Raw genomic sequence first — 19,369 nt, forward strand, 5'->3', positions numbered from 1 at the left:
CGATGCGGCGGAACATTCGTCTGGAGCCGAAAGTCTAGGGCGAGGCCCCCGTGCGACGGCACGCTGCCGCCATGCCGACGCACGACTCCCTGGACACACCCCTGCCGTCCTCACCGCCGCACGACCGGACCCCCGCCGGCCCCGCCACCCCGCCCGCGCTCCCGACGGGCGGCGGCCGGTCCGACGACCTGCCCGGGGACCGGTCCGGCGATCGGTCCGGCGATCGGTCCGGCGACTGCCCCGGCGACCGGTCCGGCGACCGGTCCGGCGACCGGTCCGGCGACCGGTCCGGCGACCGGCCCGGCGGCCGGTCCGACGACTGCCCCGGCTACCGGCCCGGCGACCGGCCCGACGACCGGCCCGGCTACCGGGCCGTGTTCCGGGTGCGGGAGTTCCGGTTCGTCTTCGTGGCGCACCTCCTCTCCCTCCTCGGGGTCGTCGTCAGCGAGCTCGCGCTCACCGTGCTCGTCTACGACCTCACCCGCTCCCCGCTCCTCTCCTCCCTCACCTTCGCCCTCGGCTTCCTCCCCTACCTCGTCGGTGGCACCCTCCTCGCGGGTCTCGCCGACCGCCTCCCGCCCCGCCGGATCCTCGTCGTCTGCGACCTGATCTGCGCCGCCTGCGTCGCCACGATGGTCGTCCCCGCCACCCCCGTCGCCGTCCTGCTCGCCCTGCGCTGCGCCATCGCCGTCGTCTCGCCCGTCTTCAACGGCACCCGCATGGCGACCCTCGCCGACATCCTCGGGGAGGGGGACCTCTTCGTCCTCGGCCGCTCCCTCCTGCGGATCGTCTCGCAGAGCGCCCTCCTCACCGGCTTCGCCGTCGGTGGCGTCCTCCTCACCGTCGTACCGCCCCGCGGCGCACTCGTCGTCACCACCGTCACCTTCCTCGCCTCGGCGCTGCTGCTCCGCCTCGGCACCGCCCGCCGCCCCGCCCGCGCCGGGAAGTCCGCGGGCGGCGGGCTCTCCGGCACCTGGGCGGTGCTGCGGAACCGGCGGGTGCGCGCCCTGATGCTGATGTTCTGGGTGCCGCCGCTCTTCGCCGTCGTACCCGAGGCGCTCGCCGCCCCCTACGCCGACGAGATCGGCGTCTCCACCGCCGCCCTCGGTCTCCTCATGTGCGCGCTGCCCGTCGGCACCATCGCGGGCGAGCTCCTCGCCGGCTCCTTCCTCGGCGCGGCGGCCCGCTCGCGGATCGTGCTCCCGCTCGCCGTGACCGGCGTCCTGCCCTACCTCCTCTACGCCCCCGAGCCCGGCGTCGCCCTCGCGGTCGTCGCCCTCTTCCTGGCGGGCGCCACCGGCGCGTACACCCTCGGCCTCGACGCCTGGTTCGTCGCCGCCGTCCCCGAGGAGCAGCGGGGGAGGGCCATGACCCTGATGACGGCGGGGATGATGACCGTCCAGGGGGTCGGCATGGCCGGGGCCGGGATCGCGGCCGAGTTCGCCCCCGTCCACACGGTCGTCGCGGGCACGGGCGTCGTCGGCACGCTCTGTCTGCTCGTCGCCGCCGCCGAACTGAGGGCGTCCGGGGCGACCGAGAAATGAGACGGGGCTGACCGTCAAGTTCCCCATGGGTAAGGTCGACGCGTGCCGAAGCCGCTCAGTCTCCCCTTCGACCCCATCGCCCGAGCCGACGAGCTCTGGCAGAAGCGCTGGGGCCCGGTCCCCTCGATGGCCGCGATCACCTCGATCATGCGCGCCCACCAGATCCTCCTCGCGGAGGTCGACGCCGTCGTGAAGCCGTACGGGCTGACCTTCGCGCGGTACGAGGCCCTGGTGCTGCTCACCTTCTCCAAGGCGGGTGAGCTGCCGATGTCCAAGATCGGCGAGCGGCTGATGGTGCACCCCACCTCGGTGACGAACACGGTGGACCGGCTCGTGAGGTCGGGCCTGGTCGACAAGCGACCGAACCCCAACGACGGCCGCGGCACCCTCGCGACCATCACGGAGAAGGGGCGCGAGGTGGTCGAGGCGGCGACCCGCGACCTGATGGACATGGAGTTCGGGCTCGGCGCGTACGACGCCGAGGAGTGCGGCGAGATCTTCGCGATGCTGCGCCCGCTTCGGGTGAGCGCGCACGATTTCGACGAGAGCTGACCCGCGCGAAGATCGCCCGGAACGTGCCGTTACGCTCGACGGCATGAAATCCAGCGTGCTGACCCGCTACCGCGTCATGGCGTACGTGACCGCCGTCATGCTGCTCGTGCTCTGCACGTGCATGATCTTCAAGTACGGGTTCGACATGGGCGAGGACGTGACCTTCGCGGTCTCCCAGGCCCACGGCGTCCTCTACATCATCTACCTGGTCTTCGCCTTCGACCTGGGCTCCAAGGCCAGGTGGCCGTTCGGCAAGCTCCTGTGGGTGCTCGTGTCCGGGACGATTCCCTTCGCCGCGTTCTTCGTCGAGCGCAAGGTCGTCCGCGAGACGTTGCCGCTGGTCACGGACGGTTCTCCGGCCGCCGTCAAGGTCTGACCGCACCGCCCGGCGCGCCGCGCCGGGCGGTTGGCCATCGACATTTACTAGGACGTCCTAGTAAATTCGAGTCATGGACGCTGACGCCATCGAGGAAGGCCGCCGTCGCTGGCAGGCCCGTTACGACAAGGCCCGCAAGCGGGACGCCGACTTCACCACGCTCTCCGGCGATGCCGTGGAGCCCGTCTACGGGCCCCGGCCCGGCGACACGTACGAGGGGTTCGAGCGGATCGGCTGGCCCGGTGAGTACCCCTTCACCCGGGGACTCCACGCGACCGGCTACCGGGGCAGGACCTGGACCATCCGCCAGTTCGCCGGCTTCGGCAACGCCGAGCAGACCAACGAGCGGTACAAGATGATCCTGGAGGCCGGTGGTGGCGGCCTCTCCGTCGCCTTCGACATGCCGACCCTCATGGGCCGCGACTCCGACGACCCCCGGGCCCTCGGCGAGGTCGGCCACTGCGGTGTCGCCATCGACTCCGCCGCCGACATGGAGGTCCTCTTCAAGGGCATCCCGCTCGGCGACGTCACCACCTCGATGACGATCTCCGGCCCCGCCGTCCCCGTCTTCTGCATGTACCTGGTCGCCGCCGAGCGCCAGGGCGTCGACCCGGCCGTGCTCAACGGCACGCTCCAGACCGACATCTTCAAGGAGTACATCGCGCAGAAGGAGTGGCTCTTCGAGCCCGAGCCCCATCTGCGCCTCATCGGCGACCTGATGGAGCACTGCGCGCAGGGCATCCCCGCGTACAAGCCGCTCTCCGTCTCCGGCTACCACATCCGCGAGGCCGGGGCGACGGCCGCGCAGGAGCTCGCCTACACCCTCGCCGACGGCTTCGGCTACGTGGAGCTGGGCCTCTCGCGCGGCCTCGACGTCGACGTCTTCGCCCCCGGCCTCTCCTTCTTCTTCGACGCGCACCTCGACTTCTTCGAGGAGATCGCCAAGTTCCGCGCCGCCCGCCGGATCTGGGCGCGCTGGATGAAGGAGGTGTACGGCGCCAAGACCGACAAGGCGCAGTGGCTCCGCTTCCACACCCAGACCGCCGGTGTCTCCCTCACCGCCCAGCAGCCGTACAACAACGTCGTCCGTACGGCGGTGGAGGCCCTCTCCGCGGTCCTCGGCGGCACCAACTCCCTCCACACCAACGCCCTCGACGAGACCCTCGCGCTGCCCAGCGCGCAGGCCGCCGAGATCGCGCTCCGCACGCAGCAGGTGCTGATGGAGGAGACGGGCGTGGCCAACGTGGCCGACCCGCTGGGCGGCTCCTGGTACGTCGAGCAGCTCACCGACCGCATCGAGGCCGACGCCGAGAAGATCTTCGACCAGATCAAGGAGCGCGGCCGCCGGGCCCACCCGGACGGGCAGCACCCGATCGGGCCGATCACCTCCGGCATCCTGCGCGGGATCGAGGACGGCTGGTTCACCGGCGAGATCGCCGAGTCCGCCTTCCAGTACCAGCAGTCCCTGGAGAAGGGCGACAAGCGGGTCGTCGGCGTCAACTGCGCCCACGGCTCCGTCACCGGCGACCTGGAGATCCTGCGGGTCAGCCACGAGGTCGAGTGGGAGCAGGTCCGGGTCCTCGGCGAGCGCAAGGAGCGCCGCGACGACGCCAAGGTCCGCGCCTCGCTCGACGCGATGCTCGCGGCGGCCAGGGACGGCTCGAACATGATCGTCCCGATGCTGGAGGCCGTCCGCGCCGAGGCCACGCTCGGCGAGATCTGCAACGTCCTGCGCGACGAGTGGGGCGTCTACACGGAGCCCCCGGGCTTCTGAGACGCCGATACGACGACGGGGGCGGTACGGGAATTCCCGTACCGCCCCCGTCGCTTGCCGTGCGACCTGACTTACTTCGCGGCCGTGCCCAGGATCTTCGCCGGGGTGATCCGGACCACCACCCGGACCTCCTCCGGCGGCAGTTCCAGGTACTCCTGGCCGGCGCCCTCGCCCTCGTAGCTCTCCGCTAGCGCCACGGCCAGCGCACGGCCGGTGTCCTCGGAGACCGTCGCCGTACCCCGTATCTCCGCGTAGAGCAGCGGGTCGTGGCGGTCGTGGACGGTGAGGCTGACCCGGGCGTCGGCCCGAATGTTCTTGATCTTGCGGCGGCCGTCCTGGCTGGAGATCAGCAGGTCGTCGCCGTCGCGGCCGACCCACACGACCGAGGTCTGCGGGGAGCCGTCGGGCTGGATCGTGGCCAGCACGGCCGGGTTGACGTCGTCGAGCAGGGCGCGGACGGAGTCCGTGAGGTGAGTCGTCACGGCCGCCACGGTAGGCGGTGGCCGGCGGGCCGCGCCCGCGACTTTCCGCCGCCCCTCTCAGCCGAGGGCCGCCACCGCGCCCAGCCCTCCGACCAGGAGGGCCGAGAGACGCGCCACCCACTCCTCGTCGACCGGCTCGGCGCTCACCAGGGCGCGGTGCACGACCGCGCCCGCGATCACGTCGAAGATCAGGTCGTCCGTGGCGTCCACCGCGACCGGGTCGCGGTCCGAGGGGAGTTCGCCGCGGAGCTGCGCCCGCCGGCGGCCCGCCAGGACGAGCCGCTTCTGGCGGTCGACGATCGAGGCGCGGATGCGCTCGCGGAGCGGTGCGTCGCGGGTCGACTCGGCCACCACCGCCATCAGGGCCGTCTTGGTCTCCGGGCGTTCGAGGAGCGCCGCGAACTGGAGGACGACGTGCTCGATGTCGGCCTGGAGGGAACCGAGGTCGGGCAGTTCGAGTTCATCGAAGAGGACGGCGACGGCGTCCACCACGAGCTCGTTCTTGTTGGCCCAGCGGCGGTAGAGGGTCGTCTTCGCAACCCCGGCGCGGCCGGCGACGTCCCCCATCGTGAGCTTGGACCAGCCGAGGTCGACCAGGGCGGCCCGGGTCGCCTCCAGGATGGCCGCGTCGGCCTCGGTGGAGCGGGGGCGTCCGGTTCGGCCGTTGCGGGGGGTACTGCTGCACATGGACGTCGACCATACCCGTCGGTAGGTACGGCGCCAGAGGCGCGGGATGTGAGGCAGTTCACCGAGCGGATCGCTGCCGCGCCCTCCCCGCCGCTCACCCAGGAGAGTTACGCTACGACCTGTAGCGAAAGGCCTGAGCGGCCCCAGCGACAACCAGCCGCCGGGTGGGGACCCGGCAGGCACCGGGTGGGGACCCGGTGCGGAACGAAGACGAAGAACCGTGTTGTCCACGCGTCTCGCACACCGGCGGGAGATGCGCGGACGGCACGGTTCAGCCATGACTTACCGGTTACGCGCGCGGAGGGGGGAGGATGTACGCATGCAGCCCCGAAACATGTCCATGAGCGGCGTCGTCGACCTCGCCGCGGTGAAGGCGGCCGGAGAGGCCAAGGCCAAGGCGGAGCAGGTCCGGGCCGAGGCCGCCCGGCAGGGTGGCTCCGCCGCGGTGCCCCCCTCCGCCCTGGTGATCGACGTCGATGAGGCCGGCTTCGAGCGCGATGTCATCCAGCGCTCCGCCGAGGTTCCGGTCGTCCTCGACTTCTGGGCCGAGTGGTGTGAGCCGTGCAAGCAGCTCGGCCCCCTTCTGGAGCGGCTGGCCGTCGAGTACAACGGCCGCTTCCTGCTCGCGAAGATCGACGTCGACGCCAACCAGATGCTGATGCAGCAGTTCGGCATCCAGGGAATTCCGGCCGTTTTCGCGGTGGTCGCCGGTCAGGCGCTGCCGCTCTTCCAGGGCGCGGTGCCCGAGGCCCAGATCCGGGAGACCCTCGACCAGCTGATCCAGGTCGGCGAGGAGCGCTTCGGTCTCACGGGCATCGCCGTGGACGGCGACGCCGACGGTTCGGTGCCCGCCGAGCGCCCGGCCGGCCCGTACGACGCCCTTCTCGAAGCGGCCATGTCCGCGCTCGACGCGGGTGACCTGGCCGGCGCCGTCCAGGCGTACAAGAACGTGCTCGCCGACGACCCGGCCCACCCGGAGGCGAAGCTGGGCCTGGCCCAGGCCGAGCTCCTCGCCCGGGTGCAGGACCTCGACCCCGCCGTCGTACGCAAGAACGCGGCGGACGATCCGGCCGATGTCACCGCGCAGATCGCCGCCGCCGACCTCGATCTGGTGGGCGGTCATGTGCAGGACGCCTTCGGGCGCCTGGTGGAGGCCGTGCGCCGCACGGCGGGCGAGGACCGGGACGCGGCGCGACTGCGGCTCTTGGAGCTGTTCGAGGTGATCGGCTCCGACGACCCGCGCGTGACGGCGGCCCGGCAGGCCCTCGCCCGGGTGCTTTTCTGAGGCGTTCCTGACCCGCCGGATCGTCCGACGATTTGGCGACACAGCGACATGCGGCGGCCGCGCTTTACCAAAACTTGGTAATCGCGGCCGCTGTTACTTGCAGTAAATCGAACCGAGGATTCTGTCCGCCTTCATACGGCTATCTGCTGATATTGATCATCACCCGACCGCACCCTGTGTGGCCGTTCGGTGCCGCCCCGCCATGCCCCGGTTATCCACCCGTTACTAGCGAGTAACGAACCCCCTTGTGCAGGCGCCGGGAATGGACCACGATCGGCGACGCTCGGTCCGAACCGCACCACCCCGGCAACCAACCGGGACGCGACGAGGGTCCCCACCGGGCGGGTCGGTGCCCCAGGCGCCGACCGTGGACAGGGGGGTTCCCGCTCTCACCGAACGGGGCCTGTCCAATCAGGCCACGCTCAAAGGCGTGGCTCATGGTTGTCGCTCGGGGGTGATCGCCGGTGATTCGGACGCGCAACGCGCCGCCTGATGCCTCGGCGCTCCCCTTCCCGAGGACGTAGCACTTCTCCCATCCCAGGACGGGCCCCCGGCCCTTCCGGAGATGTACGTCCGAGAAGGAGGAATTCTCATGAAGTCCCAGGTTCGTGGCGGGACCAGATGGAAGCGGTTCGCCGTCGTCATGGTGCCGAGCGTGGCCGCGACGGCCGCGATAGGTGTCGGCCTGGCCCAGGGCGCGCTCGCCGCGTCCTTCAGCATCTCCGGCCAGGATTTCAAGGTCTCGGCCGACAGTCTTGTCGGCAAGGACTTCGTCCAGTACGGCAGCGTCGACGGCGGCAAGGACCTTGAGGGCAAGGACTTCGCCACGCCGGTCGCGGTCTCGGGCTTCTCCGAGGCCTGGATCACGAACATGTGCCAGTCGGTGGTCACGCCGAAGGTGCCGTTCGTCGGCGACGTCACGCTCCGGCTCGAGGCCGGAACGGAATCGGGCAAGAAGGTCTACGCGAAGGGCATCTACCTCGATGTCGCCGAGCTGCAGGCCGACGCCGAGTTCGGCAACATCGACATCGGCGTCGCCGCCGGTGCGCTGAACACGGGGCCTGACGGCAAGCCGATCGAGGGCAAGCCGGGCATCCAGCCGAACACCAAGGCCAACCCGTACGGCTTCGCGCAGCGCGCCAAGGACGCGACGCTGCTCGACGTCAAGCAGAAGGCGTGGGCCACGACGGCCGCCACCTTCAAGCTCCCCAACCTGCACCTGTCGCTGCACAGGGGCACGTCGGCGGAGTGCTACAAGGACTGACCTGGTCCGGAGGGTGGGGGCCGTCACGCGCGGCCCCACCCGCTCCAAAGGTCGGTACCTTCTTCACTTTTCTCAGCAACACCGCTTCCAGGGAGCTGTTTCCATGAGCGCCGAGACCCCCGCCTCCCGCGAAGTCCCCCAGGAGAACCGGTTCAAGGTCTGGCGGCAGACCCGGCCCTTCTGGGCGGGACTGTTCACCATGATCGGCGGCGTGCCGATCGCCTACCTGCCCTACGGGGACATGCGGCTCGGCAACATGACCCTTGCCATGCAGACGACCGCAGGAGCCGGCGCGCTGATCATCGGCGTCCTGCTCATCACGCTCGGCCTCACGATGTGGTTCCAGCCCATCGTGCGGGTGTTCGCGGGCGTCGCGACGATCGTCCTGGCACTCGTCTCCATCCCGGTGTCGAACTTCGGTGGCCTCGTCATCGGGTTCCTCTTCTCCCTGATCGGCGGCGCCATGTCCGCCGCCTGGGCGCCCGCGCCCCCGGTCGAGGAGACCGCCGACGCAGAGCACGACGGTGAGCCGGAGGCCTCGGACGAGGCCGGCTTTGAGCCCGGGACCGAGGTCGTGGCGGCGGCCGGCGTCCCGGAGCAGCGCGAAGCGTACGAGCCGGCGACCGAAACGACGATCGACGCCAACGGCGGGAGGAACAGTGCGGGGTGACGAGACTCAGTCGGCGCTCGCGAAGGAGGGCCCGCGGCACGCGGCCCCGCGCAAGTCGCTGCTGAACAGGATCCAGGGCCCCGCGGGCAAGGCGATGGCGCTTGCCGCCATGCCGACCGCGGTGTTCGTGGGCATGGGCCTCTCGCCCAAGCTCGCACTCGCCGACGAGAAGGACATCCCCTTCGCGCCGGGTCCCTGTGTGACCCGCTCGGACGAGCCGACTCCCGAGGAGACGGCGAAGCCGACGGAGAGCGCGAAGCCGACGGCCACCCCGTCGACGACCGCCGGCCCCACCTCCACCGCGACGTCCACGCCGACGGCCACCGCGACCACGACCGCGGCCCCGACGGCGACCGCCACCGCGACCCCGACGCCGACCGCGACGGAGACCGGGCAGGCGACCACGCAGTCGACCACGCAGCGGACGGGTGCGGAGGCGACGACCGCGCCCGCGCCGACGGCGACGCCCACCGCCACCCCCTCGCCGACGAAGTCCGTGAACCCGCTCGACCCGCTGGGTCTGGGCGACGCCCTCAAGGACCTCTTCGACGGCCCGGACCCGAAGCCGACGGCCACCACGGCCGCACCGACGACGGCGGCACCGACCACGGCCGCCCCGCAGGCGTCGGCGACGACGGCCCCGGCGGGCAGGACGACGACCGACGACGAGCCGAAGCCGGCCGCGACCGCCACGGCGACCGCCACGGCCGAGCCGAAGGCGACCGAGGACCCGGCCGCCGACGCGACCAAGAAGGCGATCGAGAAGGCCGCCGACAAGGCCGGCGCGACGGTCGAGGAGCTCCCGGAGAGCTCCAAGGGCCTCGACCCCAAGAAGGACGAGTCCATACCCGACGGCGCCAAGCCGCGCTTCCCGTGCCCCGAGCCCGACCCCGAGGCGCTCGCGGCGGCCGAACTGGAGCCGGGCATCCCGCTGCTGCCGGACGACCCGTGGCGGCTGGAGAGCACGCTCCTCACCCTCAAGGGCCTCAAGTACCACGGCATCGTCGAGGTGAAGACCGGCAGCGGCAAGATCAAGAAGGTCCTGAAGTTCACCGCGACCGGGATCGACATCAAGGACCTGCACCAGCTGACGGTCCACTCCGAGGGGCTCACGGGCCACGTCCGCTCCGACAAGGGCTCGACGTCGACCATCACCGACGGCACGGTGACCATGTACACGGAGGAGCTGAAGGGCAACCTCTTCGGCCTCATCCCGATCACCTTCAGCCCGGAGACCCCGCCCCCGCTGGACGTCCCCTTCGCCTTCTTCACCGGCGTGAAGCTCAAGCAGGCGGGCCAGTTCGGCGGCACCCTCAGGGTCCCGGGCCTCCGCAACACGGTCGAACCCGGTTGATGGGACCGGTCATGATCTGATCCCCGGTCGAACGACGGTGGGCCGCACCCCTTCTCCAGGGGTGCGGCCCACCGTCGTATGCGAATCAGACGGGACGTCAGGCGTGCTCGGCGCCACCGAGGTGGTGGACGCGGACCATGTTCGTCGTGCCGGGGACGCCGGGGGGCGAGCCGGCCGTGATGACCATGGTGTCGCCCTCGCTGTAGCGCTGGAGCTTGAGGAGCTCGGCGTCCACGAGGTCGACCATCGCGTCCGTGTTGTCCACGAACGGGACGAGGAAGGACTCGACGCCCCAGCTCAGGGTGAGCTGGTTACGGGTGTTCTCGTCCGTCGTGAAGGCGAGGATCGGCTGCTGCACCCGGTAGCGGGAGAGGCGGCGGGCCGTGTCGCCGGACTGGGTGAAGGCGATCAGCGCCTGGCCGCCCAGGAAGTCGGCGATCTCGCAGGCGGCGCGGGCGACGGAGCCGCCCTGGGTGCGCGGCTTCTTGCCCGGGACCAGGGGCTGGAGGCCCTTGGAGAGCAGCTCCTCCTCGGCCGCGGCGACGATCTTCGACATCGTCTTCACGGTCTCGATCGGGTAGGCGCCGACCGAGGACTCGGCGGACAGCATGACCGCGTCCGCGCCGTCCAGGATCGCGTTGGCGACGTCGCTCGCCTCGGCGCGGGTCGGACGCGAGTTGGTGATCATCGACTCCATCATCTGGGTGGCGACGATGACGGGCTTGGCGTTGCGGCGACACATCTCGACGAGGCGCTTCTGCACCATCGGGACCCGCTCGAGCGGGTACTCGACGGCGAGGTCGCCACGGGCCACCATGACCGCGTCGAAGGCCGCGACGACGGCCTCCATGTTCTCGACGGCCTGCGGCTTCTCGACCTTGGCGATGACGGGGACGCGGCGGCCCTCCTCGTCCATCACCTTGTGGACGTCCTTGACGTCGTTGGCGTCGCGGACGAAGGAGAGGGCGACCATGTCGCAGCCCATACGGAGCGCGAAGCGGAGGTCGTCGACGTCCTTCTCGGAAAGGGCGGGGACGTTGACGGCCGCGCCGGGCAGGTTGATGCCCTTGTGGTCGGAGATGACACCGCCCTCGACGACGATCGTCTTGACGCGGGGGCCCTCGACCTCGACGACCCGCAGCTCGACGTTGCCGTCGTTGATCAGGACCTGGTCGCCCTTGGAGACGTCTCCGGGCAGGCCCTTGTAGGTGGTGCCGCAGATGGACTTGTCGCCGGGGACGTCCTCGGTGGTGATGGTGAACTCGTCACCGCGCACCAGCTCGACCGGGCCCTCGGCGAAGGTCTCCAGGCGGATCTTGGGGCCCTGGAGGTCGGCGAGGACGCCGACCGCGCGGCCGGTGTCCGCGGAGACCTGCCGGACGCGGTCGTACCGCTCCTGGTGCTCGGCCTGGGACCCGTGGCTGAAGTTGAATCGGGCCACGTTCATACCGGCCTCGATGAGAGCCTTCAGCTGCTCATACGAGTCGACGGCGGGGCCCAGCGTGCAGACGATTTTGGAACGGCGCATGAGGCGGATCCTATCGGTTTGTTTCACTGCGGAATATTCCGACTGGCGGAAAGTACAAATGGGCGCGGGCCCGCTCAAGCGTTCACTCGTTCGAGCTCGCCGAGCTCTGAACGAGCGCGAAACTCTGCCGTGCGATTTCGAGCTCCTCGTCCGTCGGCACCACCGCGACCGCCACCCGCGCGTAGTTCGGAGAGATCAGCCGCGCCTCGTCGGAACGGACGGAGTTGAGGTCCGCGTCCACGGCGAGCCCCAGCTCCTCCAGACCCGCGATCGCAGCCTCCCGCACCGGGGCCGCGTTCTCGCCGACCCCCGCCGTGAACACCACCGCGTCCACCCGGCCGAGCACCGCGTAGTAGGCGCCGATGTACTTCTTCAGCCGGTGGATGTAGATCTCGAAGGCGAGCGTCGCCGCCGGATCGCCCTCGTCCACCCGGCGCCGGATCTCCCGCATGTCGTTGTCGCCGCAGAGCCCGACCAGGCCGGACTTCTTGTTCAGGAGTACGTCGATCTCGTCCGCCGACATGCCCGCCACCCGCTTGAGGTGGAAGGTGACCGCCGGGTCGATGTCGCCCGAGCGGGTGCCCATCACCAGACCCTCCAGCGGCGTCAGACCCATCGAGGTGTCCACGCAGCGGCCGCCCGCCACCGCCGAGGCGGAGGCCCCGTTGCCCAGGTGCAGCACGATCACGTTCACCTCCTCCGGCGCCCGGCCGAGCAGCTTCGCGGTCTCGCGCGACACGTACGCGTGCGAGGTGCCGTGGAAGCCGTACCGCCGGATCCGGTGCGCGTCCGCCGTCGCCACGTCGATCGCGTACCGGGCGGCGGACTCCGGCATCGTCGTGTGGAAGGCCGTGTCGAAGACCGCCACCTGCGGCAGGTCCGGGCGGAGCGCCATCGCCGTACGGATGCCCGTGAGGTTCGCCGGGTTGTGCAGCGGCGCCACCGGCACGAGCCGCTCGATCTCCGCGAGCACCTCGTCGTCGATCACCGTCGGCTCGGTGAACCGCAGCCCGCCGTGCACCACCCGGTGGCCGATCGCGGCCAGCTCGGGGGAGTCCAGGCCGAGGCCGTCCGCCGCCAGTTCCTCGGCGACCGCCTTCAGCGCGGCCGCGTGGTCGGCGATCGGCCCGTTCTTCTCGCGCTTCTCCCCTCCGCCGCCCTGCAGCGGGGTGTGCACCAGCCGGGAGGTCTCCTCGCCGATCCGCTCCACCAGGCCGGCCGCGAGCCGGCTGCCGTCCGCCATGTCGAGGAGCTGGTACTTGACGGAGGACGAACCGGAGTTGAGGACGAGGACGCGGGTGGGGGTGCCGGTCATGCGGGGAGCTCCTGACCCTGGGAGGGGACCTGGGACTGGATCGCCGTGATGGCGACCGTGTTGACGATGTCGCTGACGAGCGCGCCGCGCGAGAGGTCGTTCACGGGCTTGCGCAGACCCTGGAGCACCGGGCCGACGGCCACGGCGCCGGCCGAACGCTGCACGGCCTTGTAGGTGTTGTTGCCCGTGTTGAGGTCGGGGAAGATCAGCACGGTCGCCTGCCCCGCCACCTCCGACTCCGGCAGCTTCGTCGCCGCGACGGAGGGCTCGACGGCCGCGTCGTACTGGATCGGGCCCTCGATCCGCAGCTCCGGATGCGCCTCGCGGACCAGCTTCGTCGCCTCCCGCACCTTGTCGACGTCGGCGCCGGAGCCCGAGGTGCCGGTGGAGTACGAGAGCATCGCGATCCGCGGCTCCACGCCGAAGCGGGCCGCGGTGGCCGCCGACTGGGCGGCGATGTCCGCGAGCTGCTCGGCGTTCGGGTCCGGGTTGACCGCGCAGTCGCCGTACACGAGCACCTTGTCGGCGAGGCACATGAAGAAGACCGAGGAGACGATCGACGCCTCCGGCTTCGTCTTGATGATCTCGAAGGCCGGGCGGATCGTCGCGGCCGTGGAGTGCACCGAGCCGGAGACCATGCCGTCGGCCAGGCCCTCCTGCACCATCAGGGTGCCGAAGTAGTTGACGTCCGTGACGACGTCGTACGCGAGCTCGACGGTGACGCCCTTGTGGGCGCGGAGCGCCGCGTACTTCTCGGCGAACGCGTCGCGCAGCTCCGAGGTCTGCGGGTCGATCAGCTGCGTGTCACCGAGGTCCACGCTCAGGTCCGCGGCCTTCTTGCGGATGGTCTCGACCTCGCCGAGCAGCGTCAGGTCGCACACGTCCCGGCGGATCAGCACGTCGGCGGCGCGCAGCACGCGCTCCTCGGTGCCCTCGGGGAGCACCACCCGGCGCCGGTCGGTGCGTGCCTGTTCGAGGAGCTCGTGCTCGAACATCATCGGGGTGACCCGGCCGCTGCGGGCGACCGAGACCCGCTTGAGGAGGTCGACGGTGTCCACGTGCCGCTCGAAGAGGCCGAGGGCGGTCTCCGCCTTGCGCGGGGTGGCGGCGTTCAGCTTGCCTTCCAGGGCGAAGAGTTCGGTCGCGGTGGGGAAGCTGTTGCCGGGTACGGAGATGACCGGGGTGCCGGGCGCGAGCCGGGCCGCCAGGGTCAGGATCTCCTCGCTGGGCCGCTCGTTGAGGGTGAGCAGCACGCCGGCGATGGGCGGGGTGCCGGCCGAGTGCGCGGCGAGCGCGCCGACGACCAGGTCGGCCCGGTCCCCGGGGGTGACGACGAGACAGCCGGGGGTCAGCGCGTTGAGGAAGTTCGGCAGCATCGCTCCGCCGAAGACGAAGTCCATGGCGTCGCGCGCGAGGCCCGCGTCGTCGCCGAGGACGACGGAGGCGCCGAGGGCGTGGGTGATCTGGGCGACGGTGGGCGCGGCGAGCGCCGGCTCGTCCGGCAGGACGTAACAGGGCACCGGCAGCCGGGCGGAGAGCCGCTCGGCGATGGCCTCCCGGTCCTCGCCCGCCACCCGGTTGACGATCATCGCGAGCACGTCGCAGCCGAGCCCGTCGTAGGCCCGGAAGGCGTTGCGGGCCTCGGCCCGTACGGACTCCGCGGGCTGGCCCTTGCCGCCGACCACCGGTATGACGGAGGCGCCGAACTCGTTGGCGAGGCGGGCGTTGAGCGCGAGCTCGTCGGGGAGCTGCGTGGCGGCGAAGTCGGTGCCGAGGACGAGGACGACCTCGTAGTCGCGGGCCACGGCGTGGAAGCGGTCGACCAGCTGGGAGACCAGCTCGTCGGTGCCCCGCTCGGCCTGGAGGTCGGAGGCCTCGTGATAGTCCATGCCGTAGACCGTCGAGGGGTCCTGCGAGAGCCGGTAGCGGGCCCGCAGCAGGTCGAAGAGCCGGTCGGGGCCGTCGTGCACCAGGGGCCGGAACACCCCCACCCGGTCCACCTGGCGGGTCAGGAGTTCCATGACTCCCAGCTCGACGACCTGACGGCCGTCTCCGCGGTCGATCCCGGTCACGTACACGCTGCGCGTCACGCCGTGGTCTCCTGTCCAGTCCTGCGGAACGGGGCGCTCCTGGGGAACGGGCCGGGAGATGCCTCTCGGCACCCTCACGGCCCGTGTGTCGGTCGCTCGTGCTCCATCGCCCGCGCGTCAATCGACGGTCCTCGGAATACCCCTATAGGGCGGCATTACCCCCTTGACAATACCCCCGCCACTGGTTACGTCGCCCGCCGGACGAAGGGCCCGGAACCCCGGGGCGAAAGGCCTTCGCAGGGGCTCCGCGAGGGCCCCGGGAGGGACGCGCGGCGCGGCTACGAGCACGCCCGTCGGGCCGGGCGTGTGAGAATTGACGTGGCTCATCTGGACCGCGACCGAGCAGGAGACACAGCACGATGCGCATCGGAGTTCTCACCGCAGGCGGCGACTGCCCCGGCCTGAACGCAGTGATCCGGTCGGTCGTGCACCGGGCGCTGACCGGCCACAACGACGAAGTCATCGGCTTCGAGGACGGGTTCAAGGGCCTCCTCGACGGCCACTACCGGCCCCTCGACCTCAACGCCGTCAGCGGCATCCTCGCCCGCGGCGGCACGATCCTCGGCTCCGCTCGACTGGAGCGCAACCGGCTGCGCGAGGCCGCCGAGTCGGCCCCCGACCTGGCCAGGCAGTACGGCATCGACGTCCTCATCCCGATCGGCGGCGAGGGCACCCTGACCGCCGCCCGGATGCTCTCCGACGCCGGCATGCCCGTCGTCGGCGTCCCGAAGACGATCGACAACGACATCTCCTCCACGGACCGCACCTTCGGTTTCGACACCGCCGTCGGCGTCGCCACCGAGGCCATGGACCGCCTCAAGACCACCGCCGAGTCCCACCAGCGGGTGATGGTCGTCGAGGTGATGGGCCGCCACGCCGGCTGGATCGCGCTGGAGTCCGGCATGGCCGGCGGCGCGCACGGCATCTGCCTCCCCGAGCGCCCCTTCCAGGTGGACGACCTCGTCAAGATGGTCGAGGAGCGCTTCGCACGCGGCAAGAAGTTCGCCGTCATCTGCGTCGCCGAGGGCGCCCATCCGGCCGAGGGCTCGATGGAGTACAAGAAGGGCAAGATCGACCAGTTCGGTCACGAGCGGTTCCAGGGCATCGGAAACCTCCTCGCCGTCGAGCTGGAGCAGCGCCTCGGCAAGGAGGCCCGCCCGGTCATCCTCGGCCACGTCCAGCGCGGCGGCACGCCGACCGCGTACGACCGGGTGCTCGCCACCCGCTTCGGCTGGCACGCGGTGGAGGCGGCGCACCGCGGCGACTTCGGCCGGATGACCGCGCTGCGGGGCACGGACATCGAGATGGTGCCGCTCGCGGAGGCCGTGACGCAGCTCAAGACCGTTCCCGAGAACCGCATGCGCGAGGCCGAGTCGGTCTTCTGACCGTCCTCGCTCCGGGACCCGCACGCACCGAGTGGCCCCGACCCTCCCCCCGTGGAAGGTCGGGGCCACTCGTCCGTGACTGGCATCACCACCGGAAATGCCGAGTTCCACTCTTGAGCCGGAGCACGAGATCAACAAGGCTTGGGGCCTGTCCCGGACATGTCCCAACCCTGTCCGGCGGAAGGGGGAGGCGCGGATGATGCCGGGGGAACGGGCTCCAGACCCGCGGGAGGCGCGGAGCCCCGCGGAGTTCCTCGCGCGGCTCCAGGCGCTCAAGGACTGGTCGGGTCTGACCTACCGAGAGCTCACGGCACGGGCGGAGGCGCGCGGTGAGGTCCTGCCCCGGTCCACCGTGGCGAACATGCTCTCCCGCACCACCGTCCCCCGCGAGGAGCTCCTGACCTGCTTCGTCCGCGCGTGCGGGGTGGGGCCGGAGGATCTGGGGGAGTGGCAGGCGGTACGGAGGGAGCTCGCGGCGCGAGGGGTGTACGAGCCCGTCGACGGCGATCCGACGGGCGCCGGACCCGTGGCCGCAGCCGTCTCCGCGGCCGATCCGCAGGCCGTCTCCCCGGCGGATCCGCAAGCCGTCTCCGCCCCGGCGGATCCGCAAGCCGTCTCCGCCGCGGCCGATCCGCCGGTCCTCTGGCCCCGCGACCCGGCCGAGCCCCGGCCCCCGGACGCCGTATCCGGGACCGCGGCCCGGCCCGGGACCCGGTCCCGGGTACGGCGGGCCCTCGTCGCGGCGGTCGCGCTGGCCGGTCTCGTACTCGCCGGAGTCAGCCTCGTCGCCGTCCTGAGGGACGGGCACGGCGCACACCCGCCCCGTACCCTCACCGCGCCGGCCGCCGGAGACGTCCGCATCCGGGTGATCGGCCAGGACCTGTGCCTCGGCGAGCGGCGCGGCGCCCGCAGCGGCCAGATCCACCAGGTGCCGTGCGCCGACGCGAAGGTGCCCCTCTACTCGCTGGCGGAGACGGCCGGCGGCCGGTGGAGGATCGTTTCGGACCATCCCGACTACGGCCCCGGCTGCTCCGGCATACCCTCCGGCGGCCGGATACCCGGCGCCGCGTACGAGGACTCCGAATGCGGCGATCCGAGCCGGGTGGAGGAGTTCGCCCTGGAGCCGTACGGCACCCCCGTCGAGGGCTACCGGATCGTTCCGGCGGACTCGGCGACGCCCGGCAGCTGCGTCACCGTCGTCGGGGACCGCTCGGCGGCCTGGGCGCGACTGGCCCAGGCCCCCTGCGCACCGGACGCGGCGGGCCAGCTCTTCAGCTTCGACCGCCGCCCCTGAGGGTGTCCCGCCGATCGGGACCCGTCGTCAGGCCGGCGAGGAGAGGGCGGTCCGGGCGATGTCCACGGCCTTCGTCTCACAGGTGTCGGCGGGGTGCTCCACTCCCTTGAGGTCGACGCGTACGACGAGATTGCCGTCGCGTACGCGCAGGGAGCAGTCGATTCCTTCGGCGGCCGCGGCCCAGTAGGCATCGTCGCCGAAGGGGAGATCCGCCGTGCGCGTGGCGCCCCGGCCCTCGTCGAACTCGTTCTGCTGGCGTTCCGTCGCGTTCCCGGCCCCGTCGCTGATCCTCAGGGTCCACCAGACCTCGGCGTCGACGGGGTCGGCGTTCCAGGTGCAGCGGGTCTCCGAGCCGGTGGGGAACGTGACGGAGACGTCCTCCTCGGCCGTCCTCGTGGCCTCTGCGAGCGGGGGAGCCATCGTCTGGCAGCCGGGCAGCGTCAGGTACTTGTCCGCCGCCGGGCCTCCGTTCCGCAGCAGGAAGTACCCGCCGACGGCCGCTCCCGCCAGCGCGAGCACCACCGAGGTGGTGAGGACGACGACCTTCGCGCGCCCCCGCCGCCGCACGGGCGGCGACGGATGAGGGGCGGGCGGTTCGGCCGTCGTGGTCGGGCCGACGGCGGTCCTGAGAGCGGTCGGCGCCATCTGCACGGGCATGGGTACGGGTGTGGCCATGGGCGCGGGCGCGGGTGAGGCCATGGGCATGGGCATGGGCGCGGGCGCCGCGGCCGGTGCCTGAGCGGCGTGCGCGGAAGCCGGTACCGTCGCCGTCGCCGTGCGTACGGGCGCCGCCGCGGCCGGGGGCTCCGCCTCGTCGACCAGGATCGCGCCGATACGAGCCTGCTGCGCGGCGACCATGCCGTGGACCGCGGACGGCCAGGGGCGGGCGGTCGGTGGGACCGGGCCGAGCAGGGTGAGCAGCCGCGCCGGGGTCGGGCGAGCGGCGGGGTCCTTGGCGAGACACTCCTCGACCACCCCGCGCAGCCCCGCCGGCACACCGCTCAGATCGGGAGCGTTGTGGACGACGTTGTAGAGGGTCTGGAGGGTCGAGGTGCCGGCGAACGGAACCCTGCCCGTCAGCGCGAGCGCCAGGACCGCCCCGAGCGAGAACACGTCGCTCGCCGGAGTGAGGTCCTTGCCCTCCGCCTGCTCGGGAGACATGAACGGCGGGGAGCCGATGACCCAGCCGGTCTGCGTCAGCTCGGTGACACCCGTGGGCTCCGCCGCCCGCGCGATGCCGAAGTCGATGACCCGGACCCCGTCCTCCGCGAGCAGCACGTTCTCGGGTTTGAGATCACGGTGGATCAGGCCCACCCGGTGGATCTCTACCAGCGCGGTCGTCAGACCGAGGGCGAGTCTGCGCGCGGCCGGCTCGGGCAGCGGACCGGCTTCCCTCACCGCCGTCCCCAGTGAGGGTCCGGTGACGAACACCGAGGCCAGCCAGGGGAGTTCGGCGTCCGCGTCGGCGTCCATCACGGCCGCCGTGTACGCGCCGGACACCGTGCGGGAGGCGGCGACCTCGCGCCGGAAACGGGTCCGGAAGTCGTCGTCGGAGGCGAACTTGGGGTGCACCTGCTTGACGGCGGCCAGCCGGCCGTCGCGTGCCGCGCCCAGGAACACCCGGCCCATGCCGCCGCGGCCGAGCTCGGCGAGCAGACGGTACGGACCGACCTCGGACGGCTCGGAGTCGTCGAGCGGTTCCATCACAGCCTCCCCACCGGGCCGTGTCGCTCTCTGTCCGGTCCCACTGCTCGCATGACTCCTCGACC

Annotated in this window: 16 protein-coding genes; 10 read left to right on the forward strand and 6 right to left on the reverse strand. The window is 71.5% G+C overall.

Translation table 11 applies throughout. The features are described 5' to 3' along the window. Positions 1 to 71 precede the first annotated feature (71 nt). The 4 genes from OG361_RS27440 to OG361_RS27455 all read left to right on the forward strand — a co-directional run bounded on the left by OG361_RS27440 (position 72) and on the right by OG361_RS27455 (position 4,246). Positions 72 to 1,544 (forward strand): MFS transporter, encoded by a 1,473-nt coding sequence (locus OG361_RS27440; protein WP_405857682.1) that lies wholly within the window; start codon positions 72 to 74, stop codon positions 1,542 to 1,544. 42 nt (positions 1,545 to 1,586) lie between these two features. Next, positions 1,587 to 2,096: a MarR family winged helix-turn-helix transcriptional regulator gene (locus tag OG361_RS27445; RefSeq protein WP_405857684.1), complete on the forward strand. Its 510-nt coding sequence runs from the start codon at positions 1,587 to 1,589 to the stop codon at positions 2,094 to 2,096. A 43-nt stretch (positions 2,097 to 2,139) separates the two neighbouring features. After that, complete coding sequence (locus tag OG361_RS27450) at positions 2,140 to 2,472, forward strand: DUF3817 domain-containing protein (protein WP_405857685.1); 333 nt, start codon at positions 2,140 to 2,142, stop codon at positions 2,470 to 2,472. 73 nt (positions 2,473 to 2,545) lie between these two features. Then, positions 2,546 to 4,246, forward strand: coding sequence for a methylmalonyl-CoA mutase (locus OG361_RS27455; RefSeq protein WP_405857687.1), 1,701 nt, complete (start codon positions 2,546 to 2,548; stop codon positions 4,244 to 4,246). A 71-nt stretch (positions 4,247 to 4,317) separates the two neighbouring features. Here the strand turns inward: OG361_RS27455 and OG361_RS27460 are convergent, their stop codons facing one another. Both OG361_RS27460 and OG361_RS27465 read right to left on the reverse strand, forming a co-directional pair. Then, positions 4,318 to 4,737: a PPOX class F420-dependent oxidoreductase gene (locus tag OG361_RS27460; RefSeq protein ID WP_405857689.1), complete on the reverse strand. Its 420-nt coding sequence runs from the start codon at positions 4,735 to 4,737 to the stop codon at positions 4,318 to 4,320. A gap of 48 nt (positions 4,738 to 4,785) precedes the next feature. Continuing rightward, positions 4,786 to 5,415: a TetR/AcrR family transcriptional regulator gene (locus OG361_RS27465; RefSeq protein WP_384568253.1), complete on the reverse strand. Its 630-nt coding sequence runs from the start codon at positions 5,413 to 5,415 to the stop codon at positions 4,786 to 4,788. Positions 5,416 to 5,734: 319 nt separating this feature from the next. On the opposite strand from OG361_RS27465, the gene OG361_RS27470 reads away from it, so the two are divergent. The 4 genes from OG361_RS27470 to OG361_RS27485 all read left to right on the forward strand — a co-directional run bounded on the left by OG361_RS27470 (position 5,735) and on the right by OG361_RS27485 (position 9,988). After that, complete coding sequence (locus tag OG361_RS27470; protein WP_405857691.1) at positions 5,735 to 6,700, forward strand: tetratricopeptide repeat protein; 966 nt, start codon at positions 5,735 to 5,737, stop codon at positions 6,698 to 6,700. A 592-nt stretch (positions 6,701 to 7,292) separates the two neighbouring features. Then, complete coding sequence (locus tag OG361_RS27475) at positions 7,293 to 7,964, forward strand: DUF6230 family protein (protein WP_405857693.1); 672 nt, start codon at positions 7,293 to 7,295, stop codon at positions 7,962 to 7,964. Between the two features lie 103 nt (positions 7,965 to 8,067). Beyond that, complete coding sequence (locus OG361_RS27480) at positions 8,068 to 8,634, forward strand: DUF6114 domain-containing protein (RefSeq protein WP_405857695.1); 567 nt, start codon at positions 8,068 to 8,070, stop codon at positions 8,632 to 8,634. Next, positions 8,624 to 9,988, forward strand: a complete 1,365-nt coding sequence (locus tag OG361_RS27485) for a hypothetical protein (protein ID WP_405857696.1) — start codon at positions 8,624 to 8,626, stop codon at positions 9,986 to 9,988. Before OG361_RS27480 ends, OG361_RS27485 begins: the two co-directional genes overlap by 11 nt. Positions 9,989 to 10,085: 97 nt before the next feature. On the opposite strand, the gene pyk is transcribed toward OG361_RS27485, so the two are convergent. The 3 genes from pyk to pta all read right to left on the reverse strand — a co-directional run bounded on the left by pyk (position 10,086) and on the right by pta (position 14,921). Beyond that, complete coding sequence (gene pyk / locus OG361_RS27490; RefSeq protein ID WP_384568267.1) at positions 10,086 to 11,516, reverse strand: pyruvate kinase; 1,431 nt, start codon at positions 11,514 to 11,516, stop codon at positions 10,086 to 10,088. An 82-nt stretch (positions 11,517 to 11,598) separates the two neighbouring features. Then, a complete protein-coding gene (locus tag OG361_RS27495; RefSeq protein WP_384568270.1) occupies positions 11,599 to 12,831 on the reverse strand; it encodes an acetate kinase in 1,233 nt (410 codons plus the stop codon). Further along, positions 12,828 to 14,921 (reverse strand): phosphate acetyltransferase, encoded by a 2,094-nt coding sequence (gene pta, locus OG361_RS27500; RefSeq protein ID WP_405857698.1) that lies wholly within the window; start codon positions 14,919 to 14,921, stop codon positions 12,828 to 12,830. Before pta ends, OG361_RS27495 begins: the two co-directional genes overlap by 4 nt. Before the next feature lie 359 nt (positions 14,922 to 15,280). On the opposite strand from pta, the gene OG361_RS27505 reads away from it, so the two are divergent. Both OG361_RS27505 and OG361_RS27510 read left to right on the forward strand, forming a co-directional pair. Further along, positions 15,281 to 16,306, forward strand: a complete 1,026-nt coding sequence (locus OG361_RS27505) for an ATP-dependent 6-phosphofructokinase (protein ID WP_405857700.1) — start codon at positions 15,281 to 15,283, stop codon at positions 16,304 to 16,306. A gap of 196 nt (positions 16,307 to 16,502) precedes the next feature. Next, positions 16,503 to 17,600, forward strand: a complete 1,098-nt coding sequence (locus OG361_RS27510; RefSeq protein ID WP_405857702.1) for a hypothetical protein — start codon at positions 16,503 to 16,505, stop codon at positions 17,598 to 17,600. A gap of 27 nt (positions 17,601 to 17,627) precedes the next feature. Here OG361_RS27510 and OG361_RS27515 read toward each other — a convergent pair whose 3' ends face one another. Beyond that, on the reverse strand, positions 17,628 to 19,304 hold the full coding sequence (locus OG361_RS27515; protein ID WP_405857704.1) for a serine/threonine-protein kinase: 1,677 nt from the start codon (positions 19,302 to 19,304) through the stop codon (positions 17,628 to 17,630). Positions 19,305 to 19,369: the final 65 nt, after the last annotated feature.

This window comes from Streptomyces sp. NBC_00090, from assembly GCF_045160815.1.
GTDB lineage: Bacteria > Actinomycetota > Actinomycetes > Streptomycetales > Streptomycetaceae > Streptomyces.

What these genes read in the sequence shown, in the direction of transcription:
- OG361_RS27440 (WP_405857682.1), top strand. Translation starts at nt 72, where the DNA reads ATGCCGACGCACGACTCCCTGGACACACCCCTGCCGTCCTCACCGCCG.
- OG361_RS27450 (WP_405857685.1), top strand. Translation starts at nt 2,140, where the DNA reads ATGAAATCCAGCGTGCTGACCCGCTACCGCGTCATGGCGTACGTGACC.
- OG361_RS27455 (WP_405857687.1), top strand. Translation starts at nt 2,546, where the DNA reads ATGGACGCTGACGCCATCGAGGAAGGCCGCCGTCGCTGGCAGGCCCGT.
- OG361_RS27465 (WP_384568253.1), bottom strand. Translation starts at nt 5,415, where the DNA reads ATGTGCAGCAGTACCCCCCGCAACGGCCGAACCGGACGCCCCCGCTCC.
- OG361_RS27470 (WP_405857691.1), top strand. Translation starts at nt 5,735, where the DNA reads ATGCAGCCCCGAAACATGTCCATGAGCGGCGTCGTCGACCTCGCCGCG.
- OG361_RS27475 (WP_405857693.1), top strand. Translation starts at nt 7,293, where the DNA reads ATGAAGTCCCAGGTTCGTGGCGGGACCAGATGGAAGCGGTTCGCCGTC.
- OG361_RS27480 (WP_405857695.1), top strand. Translation starts at nt 8,068, where the DNA reads ATGAGCGCCGAGACCCCCGCCTCCCGCGAAGTCCCCCAGGAGAACCGG.
- pyk (WP_384568267.1), bottom strand. Translation starts at nt 11,516, where the DNA reads ATGCGCCGTTCCAAAATCGTCTGCACGCTGGGCCCCGCCGTCGACTCG.
- OG361_RS27495 (WP_384568270.1), bottom strand. Translation starts at nt 12,831, where the DNA reads ATGACCGGCACCCCCACCCGCGTCCTCGTCCTCAACTCCGGTTCGTCC.
- OG361_RS27505 (WP_405857700.1), top strand. Translation starts at nt 15,281, where the DNA reads ATGCGCATCGGAGTTCTCACCGCAGGCGGCGACTGCCCCGGCCTGAAC.
- OG361_RS27510 (WP_405857702.1), top strand. Translation starts at nt 16,503, where the DNA reads ATGATGCCGGGGGAACGGGCTCCAGACCCGCGGGAGGCGCGGAGCCCC.
- OG361_RS27515 (WP_405857704.1), bottom strand. Translation starts at nt 19,304, where the DNA reads ATGGAACCGCTCGACGACTCCGAGCCGTCCGAGGTCGGTCCGTACCGT.